Below are 16,539 nucleotides of genomic sequence, written 5' to 3' on the forward strand. Positions count from 1 at the left end.
AAACCCCTGCGTCCGTGGCATCCTGCCGAGCTATGCCGGCCAAGCTCGCGTCTCAGAATTTGGCCGGCGCGGATTCTGAAAATCGCGTGCAGGGGGCATAGGGGATGTCGGTCGGACCTTTGGCCGGGCGACCGGCTGCGGAGGCGAGCCGGGGGCGAACGGGTGGGCGATGACCTCAGCCCGGAGGAATTCGGGGCGGCCTACCGCGACCTGTCGCGCGACGACCGCAAGAAACTGGTCGTCATCGCGAAGCGGTTGTGCGGGGGTACCACGCTCAACCCGGGCGACCTCTTGAACGAGGCGATCTGCCGGACCCTGCTCGGCACGAGGCAGTGCGGCCGGGAGCTGAACGTCGTCGCCTACCTCGTGGGCGTGATGCGCAGCCTCGTCTCGCACGAGCGGGAGAAGCAGAAGCGGTCGGTCACGACCGACGACGCTGAGGAGGTCGACGCCTACATGCGCGCCCGGCTCGGCGAGAAGCCGAGGGCCGGGAGCGCCGAGGACGCCATCATCGACGCCCAGGAGATGGCGAGGATCATCGATGAGGTGTTCGAGATGTTCCGGGACCAGCCGGAGGAGCTCGCGGTGCTCGAAGCCCTCAGGGATGAGCTGGCGGGCAAGGCGCTGCGGGAGCGCACCGGGCTGGACCAGGGCGATCTCGACTACGCGAAGAAGCGCATCAGGAAGGCGCTCTCCCTCCGCTTCCCGAAAGGATGGAGATCATGAACCGAGAGACGACCAAAGACGAAAAATTCCTGGACGCCCTGGATGACCTTTACATCGAGGGTATCCTGGCGGCCTCTCCCGAGGAGCTTAAGGCGGAGCTGCTCGCCCTCGGGGAGGACCCGGACGCCCTCGCCGCCGTCGCGGATGCCGCCTTCGCGCGGGCCCATGCGGCGTGCGCCGCCGACACCTGCGCCGCTCCCACCTCTGCCGCACCGGCCGCCGACCCGGTCCGAACGGTCGTGTCGGCGGCCGAAGGCGGGAGCGACCCCTTCGCCGTGCAGGAAGACGGCGGATTGCGCGGCGTGGCGCGCAGCTTCGGCTGCAACCTGAATTTCCTCGGGCGGCTCAAGGACCGGCTCATCCGCGTCGAGGATCTGAGCGCCGGGTTCCTGGCACGGCTGGCCGCGGCGCTCGGGACCGGTGCGGACGAGCTTGCCCGCTTCCTCGCGGGGCCCGCGCGCGTGCCCGTGGCCGCGCGGTTCAAGTCGGACGTCAAGCCGGAGGCCGTCGAGAAGCAATCGCTGGCCGAGGCCATCGAGAGCTCCGGGCTGAGCGACGAGCAGAAGCGGCACCTGGCATCGCTTTAGGAAGGGCATCGCCGCCGTGGACGCGTTCGAGGTTGTCAGGTCGCGGGCGGCGCAGGTCCACGCGGCGGCTGTCGAGGGCGGCGCTAATCCGCTCCGCCCCCTGGATCTCGTGGTCGCGGCCATCGATGCCCACGAGATCGATCTCAGCTGGCTGCGTCCCGGCGATGCCTACCTCCGCGGCGGGCGCGGCCTCTACGATCCGACCCTCCCGGCCATCGCCTGCGAGGACCGCGGGGACGCGACGGCCAACGCGTTGCTCGCGGGGCACGAGCTGGGACACGCCGTCCTGCACGATCCCGACGACGTCATCGTCGACGGCGACATCGACCCGAGCCGCGCGGTGGAGGCCACCGCCACGGGCGTGGAGAAGGTCGAGGGCTACGGCCGGCGCGAGCGCCGGGAGCTGCAGGCCGACCTGTTCGCCCGCGAGTTGGTCCTGCCGCGGGGCCTGGCACGACGCCTCTTCCTGGAGGATGGGCACGGTGCCGCCGACATCGTCCGCCTCACCGGGCTGCCCGACGCCCTCGTCGCCCAGCAGTTGGCCGATTGCCTGCTGCTGCCGGAGCACCTGCCACGGGCCGAGCCGGATGCCGGGGCCAGGCCTCCGCTCGACGACAGCCAGCGGGCTGCCGCCTTCCATGAGGGCACCCCGTACCTGCTGCAGGCTGGACCGGGGACGGGGAAGACGCGCACGCTGGTCAGCCGCATCGAATGGCTCCTCGACCGGGGGGCGGCGGCATCCGAGATCCTCGTCCTCACCTTCTCGAACAAGGCGGCCGGCGAGCCGTCGAGCGGTTGACCGCCCGCCTGCCCGAGGCGGCCGCCGCGGCCTGGATCGGCACGTTCCACGGCTTCGGCCTCGACGTCCTGAGGCAGTTCCACGACCGCGAGGCCCTGCCCGACGATCCGCGGCTCGTGGACAAGGCCGATGCGGTCGGCATGCTCGAAGATCTCGTCCCGCGGCTGCCGCTCCGTCATTTCCGGAACCTGCACGACCCCACTCTCGACCTGAGCGACATCCTCTCCGCGGTGTCCCGGGCGAAGGACGAGCTCACCCTTCCCGACGACTACATGGCCCTTGCCGAGCGGATGGCGGAGCGGGCCGGCGACGATGGGGAGGAGCGGCTGCGCGCCGAGAAGGCCATCGAGGTCGCTGCTGTCTATCGCGTCTACGACGCCGAGATGCGGCGGCTCGGCCGGCTCGACTTCGGCGATCTCGTCATGCGGCCGACGCTCCTGCTGGAGCGGGACCACGGCGCCCTGGACATCCTGCGCGCCAAGCACCGCCACATACTCGTCGACGAGTACCAGGACGTGAACCGGGCGAGCGTCAGGCTGCTCAAGGCGCTGGCGGGCGGGGGCGAGCGGCTCTGGGTCGTCGGGGACTCCCGCCAATCCATATACCGGTTCCGCGGCGCCTCGTCGGCCAACATGACGGGTTTCGGGGCCGATTTTCCCGGTGCCCGTATCGGGCGCCTGACGGTGAACTACCGTTCGTCGGCGGAGGTCGTCGCGACGTTCTCGGCCTTCGCGACCGGCATGGCGGCCTCGCGCGGCGTCCTGCCGCTCGACCTCACCGCCCACGCGGGGCCCTCGCACGCGCACCCCGAGACGCGCAAGGTCGAACGCCCCGAGGACGAGGCCGCCGCGATCGCCGCCCGCATCCTCGAACTGCGCCAGGTCCACGGCGTGGACTTCCGGGACCAGGCCGTCCTGTGCCGAGGCAACGCCCGCCTGGCCGCGGTCGCGGCGGCGCTCGAACGGCGCGACGTTCCTGTGCTGTTTCTCGGCACCCTGTTCGAGCGGAACGAGATCCGCGACCTGCTCGCCGTCCTGGCGTTGCTGGTCGATCCCAAGGCCGGCACCCTGGCCCGGGTCGCGCGCATGCCGCGGTACGCGATGCCGCTCGAAGATGTCGGCCGCCTCCAGCGCGTCCTCGCGCGGTGCGAGGAGCCGATGGCATGGGCGACGGAATCGGCGGTCCCGCTCGGCGCCCCGGCGGCGACGGCGCTGGCGAACCTCCGCGCCGACCTTCAGGGCCTGGGCGCGGCCAGCCACCCCTGGGAGGCGCTCTGCCGCCTGCTGTTCGACCGCCGGTACCTGCTGCCCGATCTCCGCCCGCCGCTCCGGACCCGGGACCGGATGCGGATGGTGGCCCTCTGGCAGTTCCTCGCGTTCTGCCGCGAGCTGCCGCCGGGCCAGGGGCTCCCGATCCAGCGCCTGCTGGACCGCACGAGGCGGTTGGTCCTCCTGTCCGAGGAGCGGGATCTCCGCCAGATGCCTGCGGCCGCGGCCGCGATGGACGGGGTCAGCCTGATGACCGTCCACGCCAGCAAGGGCCTGGAGTTCGAGGCCGTGCACATCCCCGGCATGGTCGGCCAGGGATTTCCGAGCGGCGGCCGGACCCCGCGCTGCCCGCCCCCGGACGGGCTCGTCGCCGGCGCCGAGGGTCTGTCGGGCTTGGACGCGGTCCGGCGCGGTCATGCCGAGGAGGAGGAATGCCTGTTCTTCGTCGCGGCGTCCCGGGCACGGCGTCACCTCACCCTCCTCGCGGCGCGCCGCAAGACGAACGGAAGCGGGCGCCCGCTCTCGCCCTTCCTCGACAAGGTCGCCGAGGTCGTGCGGGACGTGCCCGATCCGCCGCTGCACCTGCGCGAGGCGCCCGAGCCCGACCGTCACCGGATCGGCGTCGCGTGGGAGGGGTCGCCCTCCTTCACCGCCGAGCAGATCTCACTCTACGACCGGTGTCCCCGCCGCTTCTTCTACACGCACGTGCTGGGCGCGGCCGGCGGTCGCCGCTCGACCCCCTTCGTCAGGATGCACGACGTGGTGCACGAGGTACTGCGCTGGCTCAGGGAGGACGCGCGGAATTGGGGCCTCCCGCTTGAGGCGGTGCGGGCGCGCTTCGACGCGGTCTGGTCCGAGAAGGGACCGACCGAGGGATATGCCGACGAGCTCCGACGGATGGGGTTCGAACTGGTGGAGGCGCTCATGCGAACCCGGGAAGGACATGTCCCCGGGCTGCGCGAGCCCGTCACCATCGATCTCGGCGGCCTCGGCCTCGTCGTGTTGCCCGACGAGGTGCGCGGCGATGGGGCGGCCACGGTCTACCGAAGGGTGCGGACCGGCCGACGGAGGAAGGAGGAGGAGGACGACCTCGTCTACGCCGCCTACCTCATGGCTGCCGGCCTGCGCCACGGCGCGGGCGCTAGGGTCGAGGCCATCCACCTGAGCGGGGACGGCGTGATGGACATCCCGTTGACCCCGAGGAAGCGAACGAACCGCGAGCGCAAGCTGCGACTGATCGCGGAGGGCATCCTCGCGTGCGACTTCCCCTCGGAACCTGACGAGAGGGCTTGTCCGCGATGCCCGCATTACGTGACCTGCGGGCCTGTGCCGGCGGGCGTCCTCGCCGCTCACAGCCAGGACAGGGGGTAGCCAACCTCCGCACCGCATCGTGGTGATCCTACGGACGAGGCCTTCATCATCTGCGTCACTGGACATTCGCGAGGCAGAAACGGAAATCGTGAGCTGGGGCATGCGCTTGACCGGGTAAAGGCCGACCGCGCGCCACTTTAGCCTCGATCCGCCGCCACCCAAGCCGCAACCAAGCGCCACCATTCATCCGACACGGTCCCGAACCGCCCGGCAGGAATTTGCTGGGTGAACCGCTACGTCCTGGAAGCGGCGAGCTGCGCGGTCGAAAGCGATGGGGACGGATGCGAGCCCGGGAGAGGGGCATGGATGCGGTGCGAAGCCCAGACCGGGCGGGACAAGCCCACGACGGTTGGAGTTGCCGCATCCCGGCTCATCGCCGTCGAGTGACCTGATCCGCCCCACAAATACCGACGGTAAGCGGCCATCCGGCCGGAACGACGGTGGCCATGGTTGGGTCCGATGCCAAGCCGGCCGGATCGCCTCGCAGTTCATCACGATCGGCGTTCGCGAGCGGCCTTTCCCATCAAGCTTCAAGGGCTTACGACCATATGACCCGACTGATCGCCAACCAAGTCTCAGCTGTGCGCCAGCAAACTCCCGACCTACATGCTTGGATCGGTTTCCCGCGCGTGAATGACGCCGTGTGACCAGGCAAGCATTCTCACGGCCTGCGTTGGGTGCCTTGCGGGCTGGCCGCGTGGGAAGTCGGAACTTTAATGGCGCCGGGGCGCGAAAATCGGATCTTTGTTGGCGCTGAGTCGAATTTCGGTCGCGCGGACTATGCGCTAAGTAACTGATTCTGCTCAATTTCCGGTCGCACCTTATGTGACGCCCTAGAGCCTTTCTAATAACTTAGCAAACTTCGCGGGCCCTCGGTTTTGGGGGTGCGGAAGCGTGGCGCAATGTTGTGTGCGTCGCTGCTCGGTTGCTGCCCGTGTTCACGTAAGCAGACCGGTAGTACACCTTTCGGAGAATGAGTCGCACGATGCCCATCAAGGCACTCAACGAGCGGAAGAAGCTCTCTAGCGACTTCAACGAGGCCAACGATGCGTTTATCGACGCCGTCCTCGGTGCCCTTCAGTCCGGCGAGATCCCCCTCGACCTCGCACGCGCCTATCTCGCCCATCCGGTCGCCATGATGCATTCGGACGGCGCGCAGGCCGTGGCGAACTATTTCGACCGGATCCTGTCGCAGCAGCCGAAAATCGATTGGACGCCGGGGGACTGATCGTCACCGACGCCTCGTGGCCGCACGCCTTGAACGGGGGGCCCTCAAAGCTAGGTCAGTGAAGCCGTAGCGGCGTTCGGACACGCTGCACCGAGCATCCGATGGGTTGAGGGCGACCTGACATGAACGAAACGCCAGACGCCGACCGTCGCGCCCGTACGATCGCTGAGAACGTCTACGCGGCCTATTGCAGGCAGGCGACGATGCCGATGCCCTACCGCGAAGAGCAGACAGTTCTGACGCGCCTCGTCGAGGCCATCCGCCCGCAGATCGGGGAGGGGTCACCGGGTGAGCTTATTGAAGCCGCCAATCTGGTCCTGTCGGAATGGGAGCAACGCGATGCCGAGGTGCGAGGGCCGCGCGTGGCATCCATCAATCAAATCGATGGCGCTGTGACGGTTGGTTAGCGGTCCGGTGTCCTGTCAGGCGAGCGTGAGGCAGCAAGGCAATGAACGAGATACCGGACGATAACCTCGACCATTACGCCCTCGGTTTCTACGCCCCGGCCAAGAACCTCAGCCGCGATGCGTGCCCCTATGCCGAGGGTGTGGACGCACACGATCTTTGGCTGGCCGGCTACGATGCCGCCATACGCGGCGAGAGGCTTGAGGATCGCTCGAAGGGCTCGGCTTGAATCGAGGTCCCATGAGGCCGAGTGAGGAAGAGCGGTTCTGGCTCTCGGCCGCGTGACCTTCTCGGTGTCCGGACGTTGGCCTGACATGCGGACGCCTCGCCTCAACGCGGGGCGTCGCCTCATCGAGCCTCGAAGGACAGCGTCATGAACCGTATCCTGATCGCATCCGCCCTCATCCTGTCGCCGTTCGCACTCGCTGCGACGGCGCAAGCCCAAGGTACCATTCCCGGCGCTCAGCGAGGCGCGGAAGATGGCAATCGCGCTGCGGGGCCGATTGGCGGTGTCGTCGGTGGAGCGGTCGGTGCGGCGACTGGGACTGTCGGCGGCGTGCTGGGTGTCGATCCGGAGCGGGATCGCCGGGAAGAGCGGATGGAGCGCCGTGAGGAGCGACGTGAGAGGCAGCGTCGCTAACGCCTGAGTTTCGCTCCCGCTGACGAGATCGCTGTTCGCCAGCAGGAGCGCGAGGAGCGATCTCGCGATGCCATCTGCACGTAGCCGGAATTGCCCCGCGTCGTGTCAGCCTGCTCTGTCTATGCCCCGAGACCCTGCGAAATTCGGCGTGCACGTCTCATTCACGGCGGGCTGCTGACCACCCGTCTGTAACGAGATGTTAGCGCGCCCAACTCCAGGCTGTATGCGCCCGCATCCAGATGGACGGTAGACATGGGCCGACTTCTCGACGCGCCGGACAACAAACGCGACCTGCATCGCGCGCCGACTTTCCTCGACGGCCTCCTCCATATTTCCGGACGTGACGCCATCGCGTGTATCGTCTGGGATATGTCGGAACGCGGCGCGAAAATCGGTATTGGCTGCGATGTCCCGCTGCCGCTTTACTTCGAAATCTCACTGGTCGACGAGGACGTGCGGTTGCCTTGCGAGGGCCGGTGGCGCTCGGGCGAAAGCGTTGGCGTGCGCTTTCGACTGAACCGAGGATCGTAGCGCCCTCTGATTCTTCAATAGCCCGGCGGGAGATCGGGCCGCCGCAGCGAGCCGTAGCAAGGGTCGATATATTCGACACGGCACCCCGGCCGCATCGCCGTCCCCTTGTTTTCGAGGCGGTGGCACGGCTTCGCCAATTCGCGCCGAACCCGATCCAGGTCCGCCTCGGCACCGAAACGGGCGACAAGCCGGGCGAGACGATAACGCCCCTGTCGAGGGCACAGGTCGCACCTCAGGCGCACCACGACGAATGGGTAATCGGCCAGCGTCTTCGGGAAGGCCATGCTCAGGGCCGCCACGAGGACACGCGCCAAGGGGTATCGCGATTCGATCCGGGCTGGAACATTGACAGAACCAGCCCAAGTCGCCGCCTCCGTTCAACGGCTCACGCTGGATGGGCGGCAACGCGATGTGGACGGGTGTGGACACCCGCGAAAAGATCCAGTGGCAGTGAAGGCTTATGCTGCCCCACCGCATTGGACGCCTCTCGCCGGATAACCAAGATCCGGCGGCTAAAGCATGGCCGTGGATTTCAAGCCACTTCAATGATATGTTTCTGGAATATGTCCACCAGAGCTACTCTGTAAGATGGTCCAGATTGTCGTTGCGACATCATTCGATGAGCTCGTATCTGTACAGGGCGCTTGGGAGACGCTGAGCAAGCAAATATTTCCCCGACATCCCTTCGCTTCGTACCAATGGTGCCGATCCTGGTGGGAGAGCTATCGCAGGGGTCGCGACTTTATCGAAGACCGGCTGAGGATCTTTCTCGTGCAGCGTGACGGTGAAATCATCGGCATTGCGCCGATGATGCTGACACTCCGGCCGGCATGGGGCCCGCTGCGTATGCGGGAATTGCAATTTATCGGTGCAGATACCAACGTGACCGAGATCCGTGGGCCGATCTGCCGACCCGGCGACCTCGAGGTCGTGGTGGCAGCTCTTCGGGACTACCTCGACGCCCGATCCTCGGAATGGGATTGGATTCAATGGCGCGGCCTGCACGACTTCGACGAACGATCCGAGCGCATTCGATCCAGCCTCAAGCTCGAAGACGTCAGCAATATCAGCAACTACTACCTTCCATTGCCCAGCAGCTGGGCCGAGTTCCACAGCGCGTTGCCGCGAAATATCAGAGAGAGCATCAGAAAATGCTATCGCTATCTCGATCGAGATAATATTTCATTCGAATTTCGGGCTGTTTCTTCGCCGATGGAGATTGGGTCCGCAGTAGAGGAATTTCTGTCCCTGCATCAACAGCGATCCAAGGCGGAAAATACGGTTCATCACCTCAACATCTTCCGGACGAATACCGCAAAAAATTTTCTTCGGTCTTACGCGGGGGCTACCTCTAAAGCCGGCGCCATCTTCGTCTTTCAGATCAAGATCGGCGGCCAGACAGTGGCTGCTCGTCTTGCTATCAAGATCGATGATGTCTTGTACCTGTATTACTCGGGTTACGATCTGAATTTTCGCAAATACAGCATCATGACGACGTTGCTGACGGAGATTTTGAAGTGGTCGTTCGATAACGGGGTGCGTGTCGCAAACTTATCGACGGGCACGGACGTCTCCAAGACGCGCTGGCGACCGGAGATGATCTCGTTGCTGAACGGCTATCAGGTTTCATCGACCTGGCGTGCCCGGATCTTGTACCGATCGATGGCCCTGGCGAGGCGTTGGCGGACCAAGCTCAGGTTCGGCTCAGTGGCCGTGAATCTTGGTCAGATCGGGCTCACCTGCTCGTCGATCCCGCTGGAAGCGATCTGAGGCGACGAGCAAACGTCAGTGCAGCCGTGACCGCCGACGCTGCCTCGAGGGGGAACGGCGGGCCGATCCGCGCGTGGTTCCTGGCTCCGGAGGGCAGAGCGCCTGTTCGGGCCTACGGATTCACGCCATCGGCTTGACGAAAGAAACAGCTGATCGCACCGGTCTTACACCCCGCGCGCCCTGCTCGTTTCGCAGGGCGCGCAAGTCATTCAAATAAGCCAGAAAATGGCTTCTTACTCTGCGGCCTCAGCAGAGGCATCGTCTCCATCCAAAATAACTTCCAGGTCGCCGACAAGAGCGTCGAGCTGCTCGGCAGTACCCTTCAGCTTGAGCTTGGTCCCATCATCAGCCTCGATCGCGATCTCGATATGATCGCCGACTTTGGCGGCCATGGCCTCCTTCACGGTGTAGGTCGTCACATCCGCCTTACTGGCCATGCCTGTCTCCTTGGTTGGCATCAGGCAACCGCGATGGCCGGCTTTCGTCGCTGCGGCAGAACCCCGCGTCACCGCTTCCCTGCATCATCGCGGATCGCTCCCCCGAGGCGGTGCGGAGGAGCCTGGGAGCGCACGACGCCGTCGAGCGAAAATCAAACTCTTTTCACAAAAAGCCGAGCATAAACATGATGTTATGCGTAAATTCCCTGCATTTGCGTGTGAAAGGCCGATCTATTGGCGTCGATAGCTCAGCTTTTGGGCGAGGCGCCTAATTTTTGGAACGGTTTGTTGTGGTGCCTGCTTGGTAAGTCCGAGAAGACCCACGGAGTTGAACATGCGAACACCTCTTGCCGCGCTCGCTCTTACGGCGCTCCTGGGCTCAGGCGCGTACGCCCAGACCACTGTCACGGGGACACCGGCCGCCCCCGATGCGAAGACCAGTCAGCAATCCGGCGGACAGCAGAGCGTGACACGTCCGAACACGGACAAAATGACCCCCGACGGGGCGACAGCCAATGCTCATTCCGCAGTCAAACTGGAGAAGGGGGCGAACAGCTTCACCGAGGGCGAGGCACGCTCCCGACTGGAAAAGGCAGGCTTCAAGGACGCCAAAGATCTCAAGAAAGACGGTGATGGCATCTGGCGCGGTACGGCCATGCACGAAGGAAAGTCGGTCCCGGTCGGACTCGATTTCAAAGGCAACGTCGCCGCGCAGTAATTCTTGCAACACTCGCCTTGGGAGGCTTTGATGGCCCAACAGACCTTGACTGCCTTATTCGATAGATATGAAGACGCAAGTGCCGCAGTCGATAAGCTTGAGGCTGGCGGAATTCCTCATAGCGACATCAGCCTCGTCAGCAACAACGAGGGTGACCGCCACGCTGGCCTGACTCAGCGGGGCCATGATCACGTGAGCCCTGATACGAAGGAGAAGGCCAAGGACGGCATCGGCGCAGGCGCGACGCTCGGCACGGTCGTGGGTGGCGCGGCTGGTTTGCTGACCGGACTCGGCATGATCGCGATCCCCGGCGTTGGCCCCGTTGTGGCCGCAGGGTGGCTGGTAGCTACTCTGACGGGAGCGGGGGTTGGCGCTGCTGCAGGCGGTCTTGCTGGCGGTCTCACCGGAGCGGGGGTGAGCGAGAAGGATGCCCATGCCTACGGGGAGGGCGTGCGCCGTGGCGGCACTCTCGTGACCGTAAGAGCGGACGAAGCACGCGCTCCGATGGTGATGGACATCCTCGAGCAGCACGGCTCGGTCGATCTTGATCAGAAGACGGCAGCCTGGACCCAGGAAGGCTGGACGCCGGTAACAGCATCGAACACCAGCCCCTCATACCCATCGGGTACCGGTCTCTCTGGAGCGAATGACGGACGTACGCGGGTTCGTTCTTACCCCGGAACCGGCAGCGGGATCTGACCCCTCGGACATTCGGAGTTCAACAGTGCGGCCGGAGCATCGTCTCCGGCCCTTTTGTCTGCAGGGGCATGCATCGCGGGCCGCGTTGAAACAGGCCTGGAACCTGTCGCAACGGCCGCCTGCCTCCTTGATCGGACTGGGTTGCGGAAACGGCCAAGCAAGAAGCCGACGCGCGCAGCCTCTGGTGCGAAAATGCACCGATCTGACGGAATGACGTCGAAATGCCGATGCGCTCGCACCTGCGAGCTTGTTTGCTGCGGTGCAAAGGATTACATCAGTAGCGCGGGACGGCGATGGCGTCGCGGTCCCGCTGCCCTTCTTGGGCGTTTCCTCCCTAGACTTCAGCCGCTCCTCGTGGGCGGCTTTTTTCTGTCCGGGGCGATGGCCGTAGCTGAGAGCGGGCCGCCGATCAAGCATGATTGCGCTGAAAAATAAGCGTGCTGGCAATTTAATGCAGCGACTGGCGCACTTTTAGTGGAAAATTCACATGCTCGCGTGGTCCCGAGGTGGTCGCGACAACGCAAGGCCCACACTCGAAGACAGCGTGACGACAGGCGAGGGCCCGGGCCGGTCTCCTGTGTCTCGCCTGTGATGCCTGGCCTGAGCGGTTGCCTGAGGGTCGGTGCGGTGGGGACTGGACGCCGCAAACGCCGGCTCACGGCAGCTTTGCCAAGTCTTACTCAATCAATCAGTCGCTTACACTTTGCTAACCAATGTCAATCTTCGAAAATTCTGCCCTTACCCAGCAGGTCACCTTCGGAACGAGTGTGTCTCTTTGGCTACAGCGATATTTTAGGCGATGATTTAGGAAGGGCTCAACGAAGTTTTGCTGGAGACAGCCACATCATGAAGACCCTGATCGCTTCCCTCGCCGCCTTCACGGCCCTGACCGCCGCCGCTTCGGCTGCCGACCTTCCGCGCCGCGCTGCGCCGCCGCCGGTGTTCACGCCGGTGCCGGTCTTCACCTGGACGGGCTTCTACGCCGGTTTCAACGCCGGTTACGGCTTCGACGCCTCTTCCAGCCGCGGCCCGACCGTCGTCGGCGTCTCGCCGGGCAACAACCTGTTCGCCGCCGGCAACGTCCCGACCACCGGCGTCCTCGCCTTCTCGAACACCAACAACAACGAAGGCTTCGTTGGCGGTGGTCAGATCGGCTACAACTACCAGTTCACCCCGGGTTCGGGTGTCGTCGTCGGTATCGAAGCTGACGCGCAGTACGCCGACTTCGGCCGTCAGCGGAACCGCTTCTCCGCCGCCGCCCCGGCCGGCTCGGCCATCATCCCGGGCAGCCTGGTCTACAACCCGAACGGCCTGTCGGGCCTCGACTACTTCGGCACCGTCCGTGGTCGCCTCGGCTACGCCTTCGACCGCACCCTCGTGTACGCCACCGGCGGCTTCGCCTACGGCTCGGGCGGCGGCCGTCAGTTCGGCACCGGCGTGTCCTCCGACGACTTCCAGACCGGCTACGCTGTCGGCGGTGGTGTCGAGTACGCTCTCCCGACCGACTCGTTCCTGAACTTCTTCCGCTCCTCGGCCGTCACGCTGAAGGTCGAAGGCCTGTACGTGAACCTCGAGCAGAACCGCCGCACCGCCGGCGCCTTCGCCACCAACAACCTCGGCCAGACCATCACCACCACGTCCCCGGGCGTGACCCTGGTCTCCGGCCCGGCCAACAACCGCCGCGACACCGAGTTCGCCGTCGTCCGCGCCGGCGTGAACTACAAGTTCGGCTCGTACTAAGACCGACAGTTCGGATTTGGCCCTAGAGTCAGCCCGATCAAACTGATTTTGTAGGCCAAGCGACGCCTCAGGAGAGTGAAAACTCCTGGGGCGTTTATCTTTGTCGTGAGCGCCCCTCAGACACGGGGCCCGCCGGTTGGGCCGCCCGGCGCTTTCTGCTGGAGCAGGCTTCGCCACCGCGACCGCTTATTCTTCGGCGGGTCGTGGTCCATGTGGCATCGTCGGCAGACGGCCATGATGTCTCCCAAAGGACCGCTTGGTTCAGCGATTGCCGGTCCTGGCACTCTGTCGGACGCTCGCCAGGAACCTCGTCTGCTTCCCCTGCCTTGATCCCTGCGAGAGGCGTGGAGAGCGACTATGGGAACCGATTCGGACGCAGCACGAGAGGCCTTTGGAATGGTCCCTCCGGGAAAGCTGTCGGGGCAAGAGAAGCGTCCCGACGAGCCGATGGCTGCAGGACCGACATCCCCTGCTCATCCGACAGAACAGGATGAACAGGGTCCCGAAAGTGGCGGCTACGATAACCGCCCCAAGATGCCGATGCCGGATAATCGCAAGGGTGGTTACGGCGCAGGCTGACGTTCACGGTGCCGATGATTGGTTTGGATATTGCACGACCGCTCTTGCGGGCCTGCCGACGGCAAAGTGAGTACGATGACGCTACCGCTACTTCCTGCCTCTTCCTTCAAGAGGCCGACCGTCTTGCTTTCGGGATCGGTCGACTATGCGATGTACAAGGATTTTCGCCAGCAATTCGAGCCGGTGATTGATCAAGATGTTGTGGTGATTGAGTTGTCGACTCTGGGTGGCGATCCCGAAGTCGCGCGAATGATGGGAGAGGATATCCGCTATTACAGCGAGATGAACCCGGAGAAGCGGTATGTCTTCCTGGGAAAGGCCGCCATCTACTCGGCCGGTACGACCTTCATGAGCTTCTTTACGAGAGCCAATCGCTACCTGACACGAGGGACGCGGTTGATGATCCACGAGCGCAAGATGGACAAGCATCTGCACGTCCAGGGACCGCTGACCACCTGTCTGGCTGCCGTGAAGGCGACGCTGAACGAGTTGGAGACGTCGATCACCATTCAGAACGAGGGCTTTGCGAACCTGATCCTCGGCTCATCCGTGACGATGGAAGAGGTCCTGCAGCGGGCGCCGTCGAATTGGTATCTTGAGGCCGAGGAGGCCCGAACGCTCGGGCTCATCGAGGCGGTGCTCTGAAGAGCTGGCGCCTGTTCTGGAACGACCTCGCGCATGATGGCTTAGCGTTCCGACGAAGGTCGGGAGGCTGACGGGCGGTCCGCCATGGCCCCTGGGCGTGCCGATCCTGTTGTGGTTCTTTCTCCGGGGGCGATAACCGAGCATGAGCATCGTAACCGATTTTCTCACCCGCGTTGCCCGCGCCGTGACCGCTTATGCTGGCGATGAGACGCTGATGCAGGCCGCCGTTTCAGCCGCTGCCAACGTGATCGTCGCGGACGGCGAGGTAGCCGGTGAGGAGTTCGAGACCGCGCTGAAGGGCGTCTTGGCAAGCCCTATCCTCGAGAAAGGCTACGACGCCCTCATGCTGGAAGAGGCGCTCTACGACGCCATCGGCCGCGCGCGCACGCGAGCCGGACGGGCCGACAACCTTCGACGGATCGCGGCCATTGCTGGCAGGCCTGCCGATCAACGTGAAAGCGTGTTCCTGGTCGCCGCTGATGTTGCGGACCATGATGGCATTGCCGAGATAGAGCATACGGCTCTGAACGAGATTGCAGCCGCTCTGATCGTCGATAAGAAGAGTTTGCTTGAGGCAGCGCCAGTCAGGTCCGCTCAACAGCGAACCCAGATTTAAATCAACCGTAGTCCGAGTCGCCGGGTTAGCCTAGGCGAGATAGGCCCAGGCCGCATCCTCGTCCGCCAGATCGAACGTCTTCGTTTCCACGGGCATGACCAGGCCTGAGAGCTTGATCATGGCCTCGGCAAAGGCGGGAGCGCCGACGACGACGTATTTCCGGATATGCGCAACGGAGCGCACCTTCACGCTATTGGCATAGCCGTCAAATTTCGCGCCGAAGTCGGAGCCTTCGTAATTTGACATGATGAGAAGCATGTCGATCTGTTCATGCTGCTGCATGGCCTGATCTGTGAGGGCCGACATCCATTCGATGTCTGGCTTCGTGATTTTGTCTTTGATTTCAAAAGCAACAAGGTCGGGCCGCGGAGCGTCTCGCTGGACAACCGAACCATCAGGCGCCGTTTTCATGCTGGCCTCCAGACCGTTTTGATACAGACGCAGGTCATTTCGTCAGAGTTGCCCTGAAGAAATCATGCTTCAGCGCGTAAGCTGCGGATGAATTTCCGTGCGATTTCTCGGACGGCTTCGTCATCTCGCTCTTCACCTTCGGATTTGTCCCAAAGGTGGCTCAAGCTACCCTCAAGTTCATCCAGCAGTTCCGGATGACGATGGGACAGGAAGCGGATCGTGCCGAACAGGATGTGCTCGACGGCCATTTCACGCCGACGGCCATCGGCAATGAGATTCAGAGGGGTGGGCGAGGGCTGATCAGTCATGAGCGCTCAACTGATCAGGGCCGGTCTGGTTCACCAAGCGTGTGATGAGCTGTCCCCCCGCGGGATCGTCTTCGGCCGTACCCTTCGGTCGACTCAGGAGTCATCAACGCGAACGACGGCTTGCTTTGGCATGTGCCCCGCCGCTGACGGCCGTTCCACCTCAGTTCGTAGTCGACAGCCAGTCGCAGAACGCCTGTACGGCCGGACGGTCCGCGCCCGCTTCGGGAACATAGGTGTGGTAGCTGCGCGCGGGCAGAGCAGGATCTGCGAAGGGCATCATCAGGCGGCCCGCGGAGACGTCATCGGCAATGAGGCGATCGGGCCCCATCGCGACGCCCAATCCGTCGAGGGCGGCCTGCAGCGTCAGGTAGAAGTGTTCGAGCGTCACCGAGGCCTGAGGGGTCAAGTTCGGCACGCCGGCCGCCTGCAGCCAGTGTGGCCAGACATCCGGCAAAGTCGCCGCGTGCAGAAGCGTGTGGCCGGCTAAGTCGGCGGGCTTCGAGAGGGGGCCGTGCTGCAGGAGCCGGGGGCTGCAGACGGGAATGCGCCGCTCCGTAAGGAACTCCCGCCCGACGAAGCCCGGCCGGGTGTCCGGCCCCCCGCGAATGGCGACGTCGAACGGCTCGATGATCTGCGCGAGGGGCACGTTCGAGGTCGTCAGGCGGATCTCGACCGCCGGATGGGCCCGCTGGAACGCGGAGAGCCGGGGGATCAGCCACCGCAGGGTGAAGGTTGCCAGCGCATTCACGTGCAGAACGTCGGCTTGGCCGCGCTCCTTCTGCCGGGCGGTGGCGAGGGCGATCCGGTCGAGCGCCGCGCCGATCTCGGGGAGATACGTACGGCCCGCCTCGGTGAGCACCACGCGCCGGTTGTGCCGCTCGAACAGGAGGAGGCCGAGCCACGCTTCCAGCGTCTGCACGTGACGACTGACTGCGCCATGGGTCACGCGCAGTTCCTCTGCCGCCAGCGTGAAGCTTCCGTGGCGACCGGCCGCCTCGAAAGCCTTCAGGGCGTTGAGCGGCGGCAGGCGACGGTGCATGCGTCAGCTTTCCTCACGTGAG

At 64.7% G+C, this 16,539-nt stretch carries 19 protein-coding genes and 1 pseudogene; 15 read left to right on the top strand and 5 right to left on the bottom strand.

All coding sequences use genetic code 11. The annotated features are described in order from the left end of the window. The first annotated feature begins 162 nt into the window (after nucleotides 1-162). The 9 genes and pseudogenes from ACFQE0_RS20605 (at nucleotide 163) to ACFQE0_RS20640 (ending at nucleotide 7,555) form a co-directional block, all read left to right on the top strand. Entirely contained in the window at nucleotides 163-726 is a 564-nt protein-coding gene (locus ACFQE0_RS20605; RefSeq protein WP_116655869.1) for a hypothetical protein, read from the top strand. Continuing rightward, a complete protein-coding gene (locus ACFQE0_RS20610; RefSeq protein ID WP_133250888.1) occupies nucleotides 723-1,313 on the top strand; it encodes a hypothetical protein in 591 nt (196 codons plus the stop codon). Before ACFQE0_RS20605 ends, ACFQE0_RS20610 begins: the two co-directional genes overlap by 4 nt. Before the next feature lie 361 nt (nucleotides 1,314-1,674). Next, a pseudogene (locus ACFQE0_RS27685) lies at nucleotides 1,675-2,711 on the top strand (UvrD-helicase domain-containing protein); the annotation flags it as partial. 33 nt (nucleotides 2,712-2,744) lie between these two features. Beyond that, nucleotides 2,745-4,751, top strand: coding sequence for a 3'-5' exonuclease (locus ACFQE0_RS27690; RefSeq protein ID WP_465264094.1), 2,007 nt, complete (start codon nucleotides 2,745-2,747; stop codon nucleotides 4,749-4,751). A 985-nt stretch (nucleotides 4,752-5,736) separates the two neighbouring features. Continuing rightward, a complete protein-coding gene (locus ACFQE0_RS20620) occupies nucleotides 5,737-5,979 on the top strand; it encodes a hypothetical protein (protein WP_378972925.1) in 243 nt (80 codons plus the stop codon). A 122-nt stretch (nucleotides 5,980-6,101) separates the two neighbouring features. After that, complete coding sequence (locus ACFQE0_RS20625; RefSeq protein ID WP_378972928.1) at nucleotides 6,102-6,386, top strand: hypothetical protein; 285 nt, start codon at nucleotides 6,102-6,104, stop codon at nucleotides 6,384-6,386. A 41-nt stretch (nucleotides 6,387-6,427) separates the two neighbouring features. Beyond that, a complete protein-coding gene (locus ACFQE0_RS20630) occupies nucleotides 6,428-6,613 on the top strand; it encodes a ribosome modulation factor (RefSeq protein WP_378972930.1) in 186 nt (61 codons plus the stop codon). Between the two features lie 144 nt (nucleotides 6,614-6,757). Further along, a complete protein-coding gene (locus tag ACFQE0_RS20635; protein WP_378972933.1) occupies nucleotides 6,758-7,024 on the top strand; it encodes a hypothetical protein in 267 nt (88 codons plus the stop codon). A 252-nt stretch (nucleotides 7,025-7,276) separates the two neighbouring features. Beyond that, nucleotides 7,277-7,555, top strand: a complete 279-nt coding sequence (locus ACFQE0_RS20640; RefSeq protein ID WP_378972936.1) for a PilZ domain-containing protein — start codon at nucleotides 7,277-7,279, stop codon at nucleotides 7,553-7,555. A 14-nt stretch (nucleotides 7,556-7,569) separates the two neighbouring features. On the opposite strand, the gene ACFQE0_RS20645 is transcribed toward ACFQE0_RS20640, so the two are convergent. After that, nucleotides 7,570-7,869: a hypothetical protein gene (locus ACFQE0_RS20645; RefSeq protein ID WP_378972938.1), complete on the bottom strand. Its 300-nt coding sequence runs from the start codon at nucleotides 7,867-7,869 to the stop codon at nucleotides 7,570-7,572. Nucleotides 7,870-8,143: 274 nt separating this feature from the next. Here ACFQE0_RS20645 and ACFQE0_RS20650 point away from each other — a divergent pair, with 274 nt between their 5' ends. After that, nucleotides 8,144-9,325 (top strand): GNAT family N-acetyltransferase, encoded by a 1,182-nt coding sequence (locus ACFQE0_RS20650; protein WP_378972940.1) that lies wholly within the window; start codon nucleotides 8,144-8,146, stop codon nucleotides 9,323-9,325. Between the two features lie 233 nt (nucleotides 9,326-9,558). Here the strand turns inward: ACFQE0_RS20650 and ACFQE0_RS20655 are convergent, their stop codons facing one another. After that, entirely contained in the window at nucleotides 9,559-9,762 is a 204-nt protein-coding gene (locus tag ACFQE0_RS20655) for a hypothetical protein (RefSeq protein ID WP_378972942.1), read from the bottom strand. 334 nt (nucleotides 9,763-10,096) lie between these two features. Between ACFQE0_RS20655 and ACFQE0_RS20660 the strand changes: the two genes are divergently transcribed. The 5 genes from ACFQE0_RS20660 (at nucleotide 10,097) to ACFQE0_RS20680 (ending at nucleotide 14,759) form a co-directional block, all read left to right on the top strand. Further along, on the top strand, nucleotides 10,097-10,480 hold the full coding sequence (locus ACFQE0_RS20660) for a hypothetical protein (protein WP_378972944.1): 384 nt from the start codon (nucleotides 10,097-10,099) through the stop codon (nucleotides 10,478-10,480). Nucleotides 10,481-10,510: 30 nt separating this feature from the next. Continuing rightward, nucleotides 10,511-11,179 carry a hypothetical protein gene (locus ACFQE0_RS20665; protein ID WP_378972947.1) on the top strand — a complete coding sequence of 223 codons (669 nt, stop codon included), beginning with the start codon at nucleotides 10,511-10,513 and terminating at the stop codon, nucleotides 11,177-11,179. An 846-nt stretch (nucleotides 11,180-12,025) separates the two neighbouring features. Beyond that, nucleotides 12,026-12,919 carry an outer membrane protein gene (locus tag ACFQE0_RS20670; protein ID WP_378972949.1) on the top strand — a complete coding sequence of 298 codons (894 nt, stop codon included), beginning with the start codon at nucleotides 12,026-12,028 and terminating at the stop codon, nucleotides 12,917-12,919. 654 nt (nucleotides 12,920-13,573) lie between these two features. Then, nucleotides 13,574-14,143: a peptidase S14 gene (locus ACFQE0_RS20675; RefSeq protein ID WP_378975603.1), complete on the top strand. Its 570-nt coding sequence runs from the start codon at nucleotides 13,574-13,576 to the stop codon at nucleotides 14,141-14,143. A gap of 142 nt (nucleotides 14,144-14,285) precedes the next feature. Next, the gene (locus tag ACFQE0_RS20680; RefSeq protein WP_378972952.1) at nucleotides 14,286-14,759 is read left to right on the top strand and encodes a tellurite resistance TerB family protein; all 474 of its coding nucleotides are present in this window, start codon (nucleotides 14,286-14,288) and stop codon (nucleotides 14,757-14,759) included. Between the two features lie 30 nt (nucleotides 14,760-14,789). On the opposite strand, the gene ACFQE0_RS20685 is transcribed toward ACFQE0_RS20680, so the two are convergent. From ACFQE0_RS20685 to gcvA, 3 genes are all read right to left on the bottom strand, one after another. Continuing rightward, the gene (locus ACFQE0_RS20685; protein WP_378972954.1) at nucleotides 14,790-15,170 is read right to left on the bottom strand and encodes a SpoIIAA family protein; all 381 of its coding nucleotides are present in this window, start codon (nucleotides 15,168-15,170) and stop codon (nucleotides 14,790-14,792) included. A 62-nt stretch (nucleotides 15,171-15,232) separates the two neighbouring features. Next, complete coding sequence (locus ACFQE0_RS20690; RefSeq protein ID WP_378972957.1) at nucleotides 15,233-15,478, bottom strand: hypothetical protein; 246 nt, start codon at nucleotides 15,476-15,478, stop codon at nucleotides 15,233-15,235. A gap of 160 nt (nucleotides 15,479-15,638) precedes the next feature. Next, nucleotides 15,639-16,517 carry a transcriptional regulator GcvA gene (gene gcvA, locus ACFQE0_RS20695; protein WP_378972960.1) on the bottom strand — a complete coding sequence of 293 codons (879 nt, stop codon included), beginning with the start codon at nucleotides 16,515-16,517 and terminating at the stop codon, nucleotides 15,639-15,641. Nucleotides 16,518-16,539: the final 22 nt, after the last annotated feature.

The sequence above is a fragment of the Methylobacterium komagatae genome, assembly GCF_042661665.1.
Lineage (GTDB): Bacteria > Pseudomonadota > Alphaproteobacteria > Rhizobiales > Beijerinckiaceae > Methylobacterium > Methylobacterium komagatae.

Coding starts and splice junctions, on each gene's coding strand:
- ACFQE0_RS20690 (WP_378972957.1), bottom strand. CDS start 15,478: ATGACTGATCAGCCCTCGCCCACCCCTCTGAATCTCATTGCCGATGGC.
- ACFQE0_RS20610 (WP_133250888.1), top strand. CDS start 723: ATGAACCGAGAGACGACCAAAGACGAAAAATTCCTGGACGCCCTGGAT.
- ACFQE0_RS20660 (WP_378972944.1), top strand. CDS start 10,097: ATGCGAACACCTCTTGCCGCGCTCGCTCTTACGGCGCTCCTGGGCTCA.
- ACFQE0_RS20685 (WP_378972954.1), bottom strand. CDS start 15,170: ATGAAAACGGCGCCTGATGGTTCGGTTGTCCAGCGAGACGCTCCGCGG.
- ACFQE0_RS20640 (WP_378972936.1), top strand. CDS start 7,277: ATGGGCCGACTTCTCGACGCGCCGGACAACAAACGCGACCTGCATCGC.
- ACFQE0_RS20670 (WP_378972949.1), top strand. CDS start 12,026: ATGAAGACCCTGATCGCTTCCCTCGCCGCCTTCACGGCCCTGACCGCC.
- ACFQE0_RS20665 (WP_378972947.1), top strand. CDS start 10,511: ATGGCCCAACAGACCTTGACTGCCTTATTCGATAGATATGAAGACGCA.
- ACFQE0_RS20655 (WP_378972942.1), bottom strand. CDS start 9,762: ATGGCCAGTAAGGCGGATGTGACGACCTACACCGTGAAGGAGGCCATG.
- ACFQE0_RS20680 (WP_378972952.1), top strand. CDS start 14,286: ATGAGCATCGTAACCGATTTTCTCACCCGCGTTGCCCGCGCCGTGACC.
- ACFQE0_RS20650 (WP_378972940.1), top strand. CDS start 8,144: ATGGTCCAGATTGTCGTTGCGACATCATTCGATGAGCTCGTATCTGTA.
- ACFQE0_RS20620 (WP_378972925.1), top strand. CDS start 5,737: ATGCCCATCAAGGCACTCAACGAGCGGAAGAAGCTCTCTAGCGACTTC.
- ACFQE0_RS20675 (WP_378975603.1), top strand. CDS start 13,574: ATGACGCTACCGCTACTTCCTGCCTCTTCCTTCAAGAGGCCGACCGTC.
- gcvA (WP_378972960.1), bottom strand. CDS start 16,517: ATGCACCGTCGCCTGCCGCCGCTCAACGCCCTGAAGGCTTTCGAGGCG.
- ACFQE0_RS20625 (WP_378972928.1), top strand. CDS start 6,102: ATGAACGAAACGCCAGACGCCGACCGTCGCGCCCGTACGATCGCTGAG.
- ACFQE0_RS20630 (WP_378972930.1), top strand. CDS start 6,428: ATGAACGAGATACCGGACGATAACCTCGACCATTACGCCCTCGGTTTC.
- ACFQE0_RS27690 (WP_465264094.1), top strand. CDS start 2,745: ATGACGGGTTTCGGGGCCGATTTTCCCGGTGCCCGTATCGGGCGCCTG.
- ACFQE0_RS20635 (WP_378972933.1), top strand. CDS start 6,758: ATGAACCGTATCCTGATCGCATCCGCCCTCATCCTGTCGCCGTTCGCA.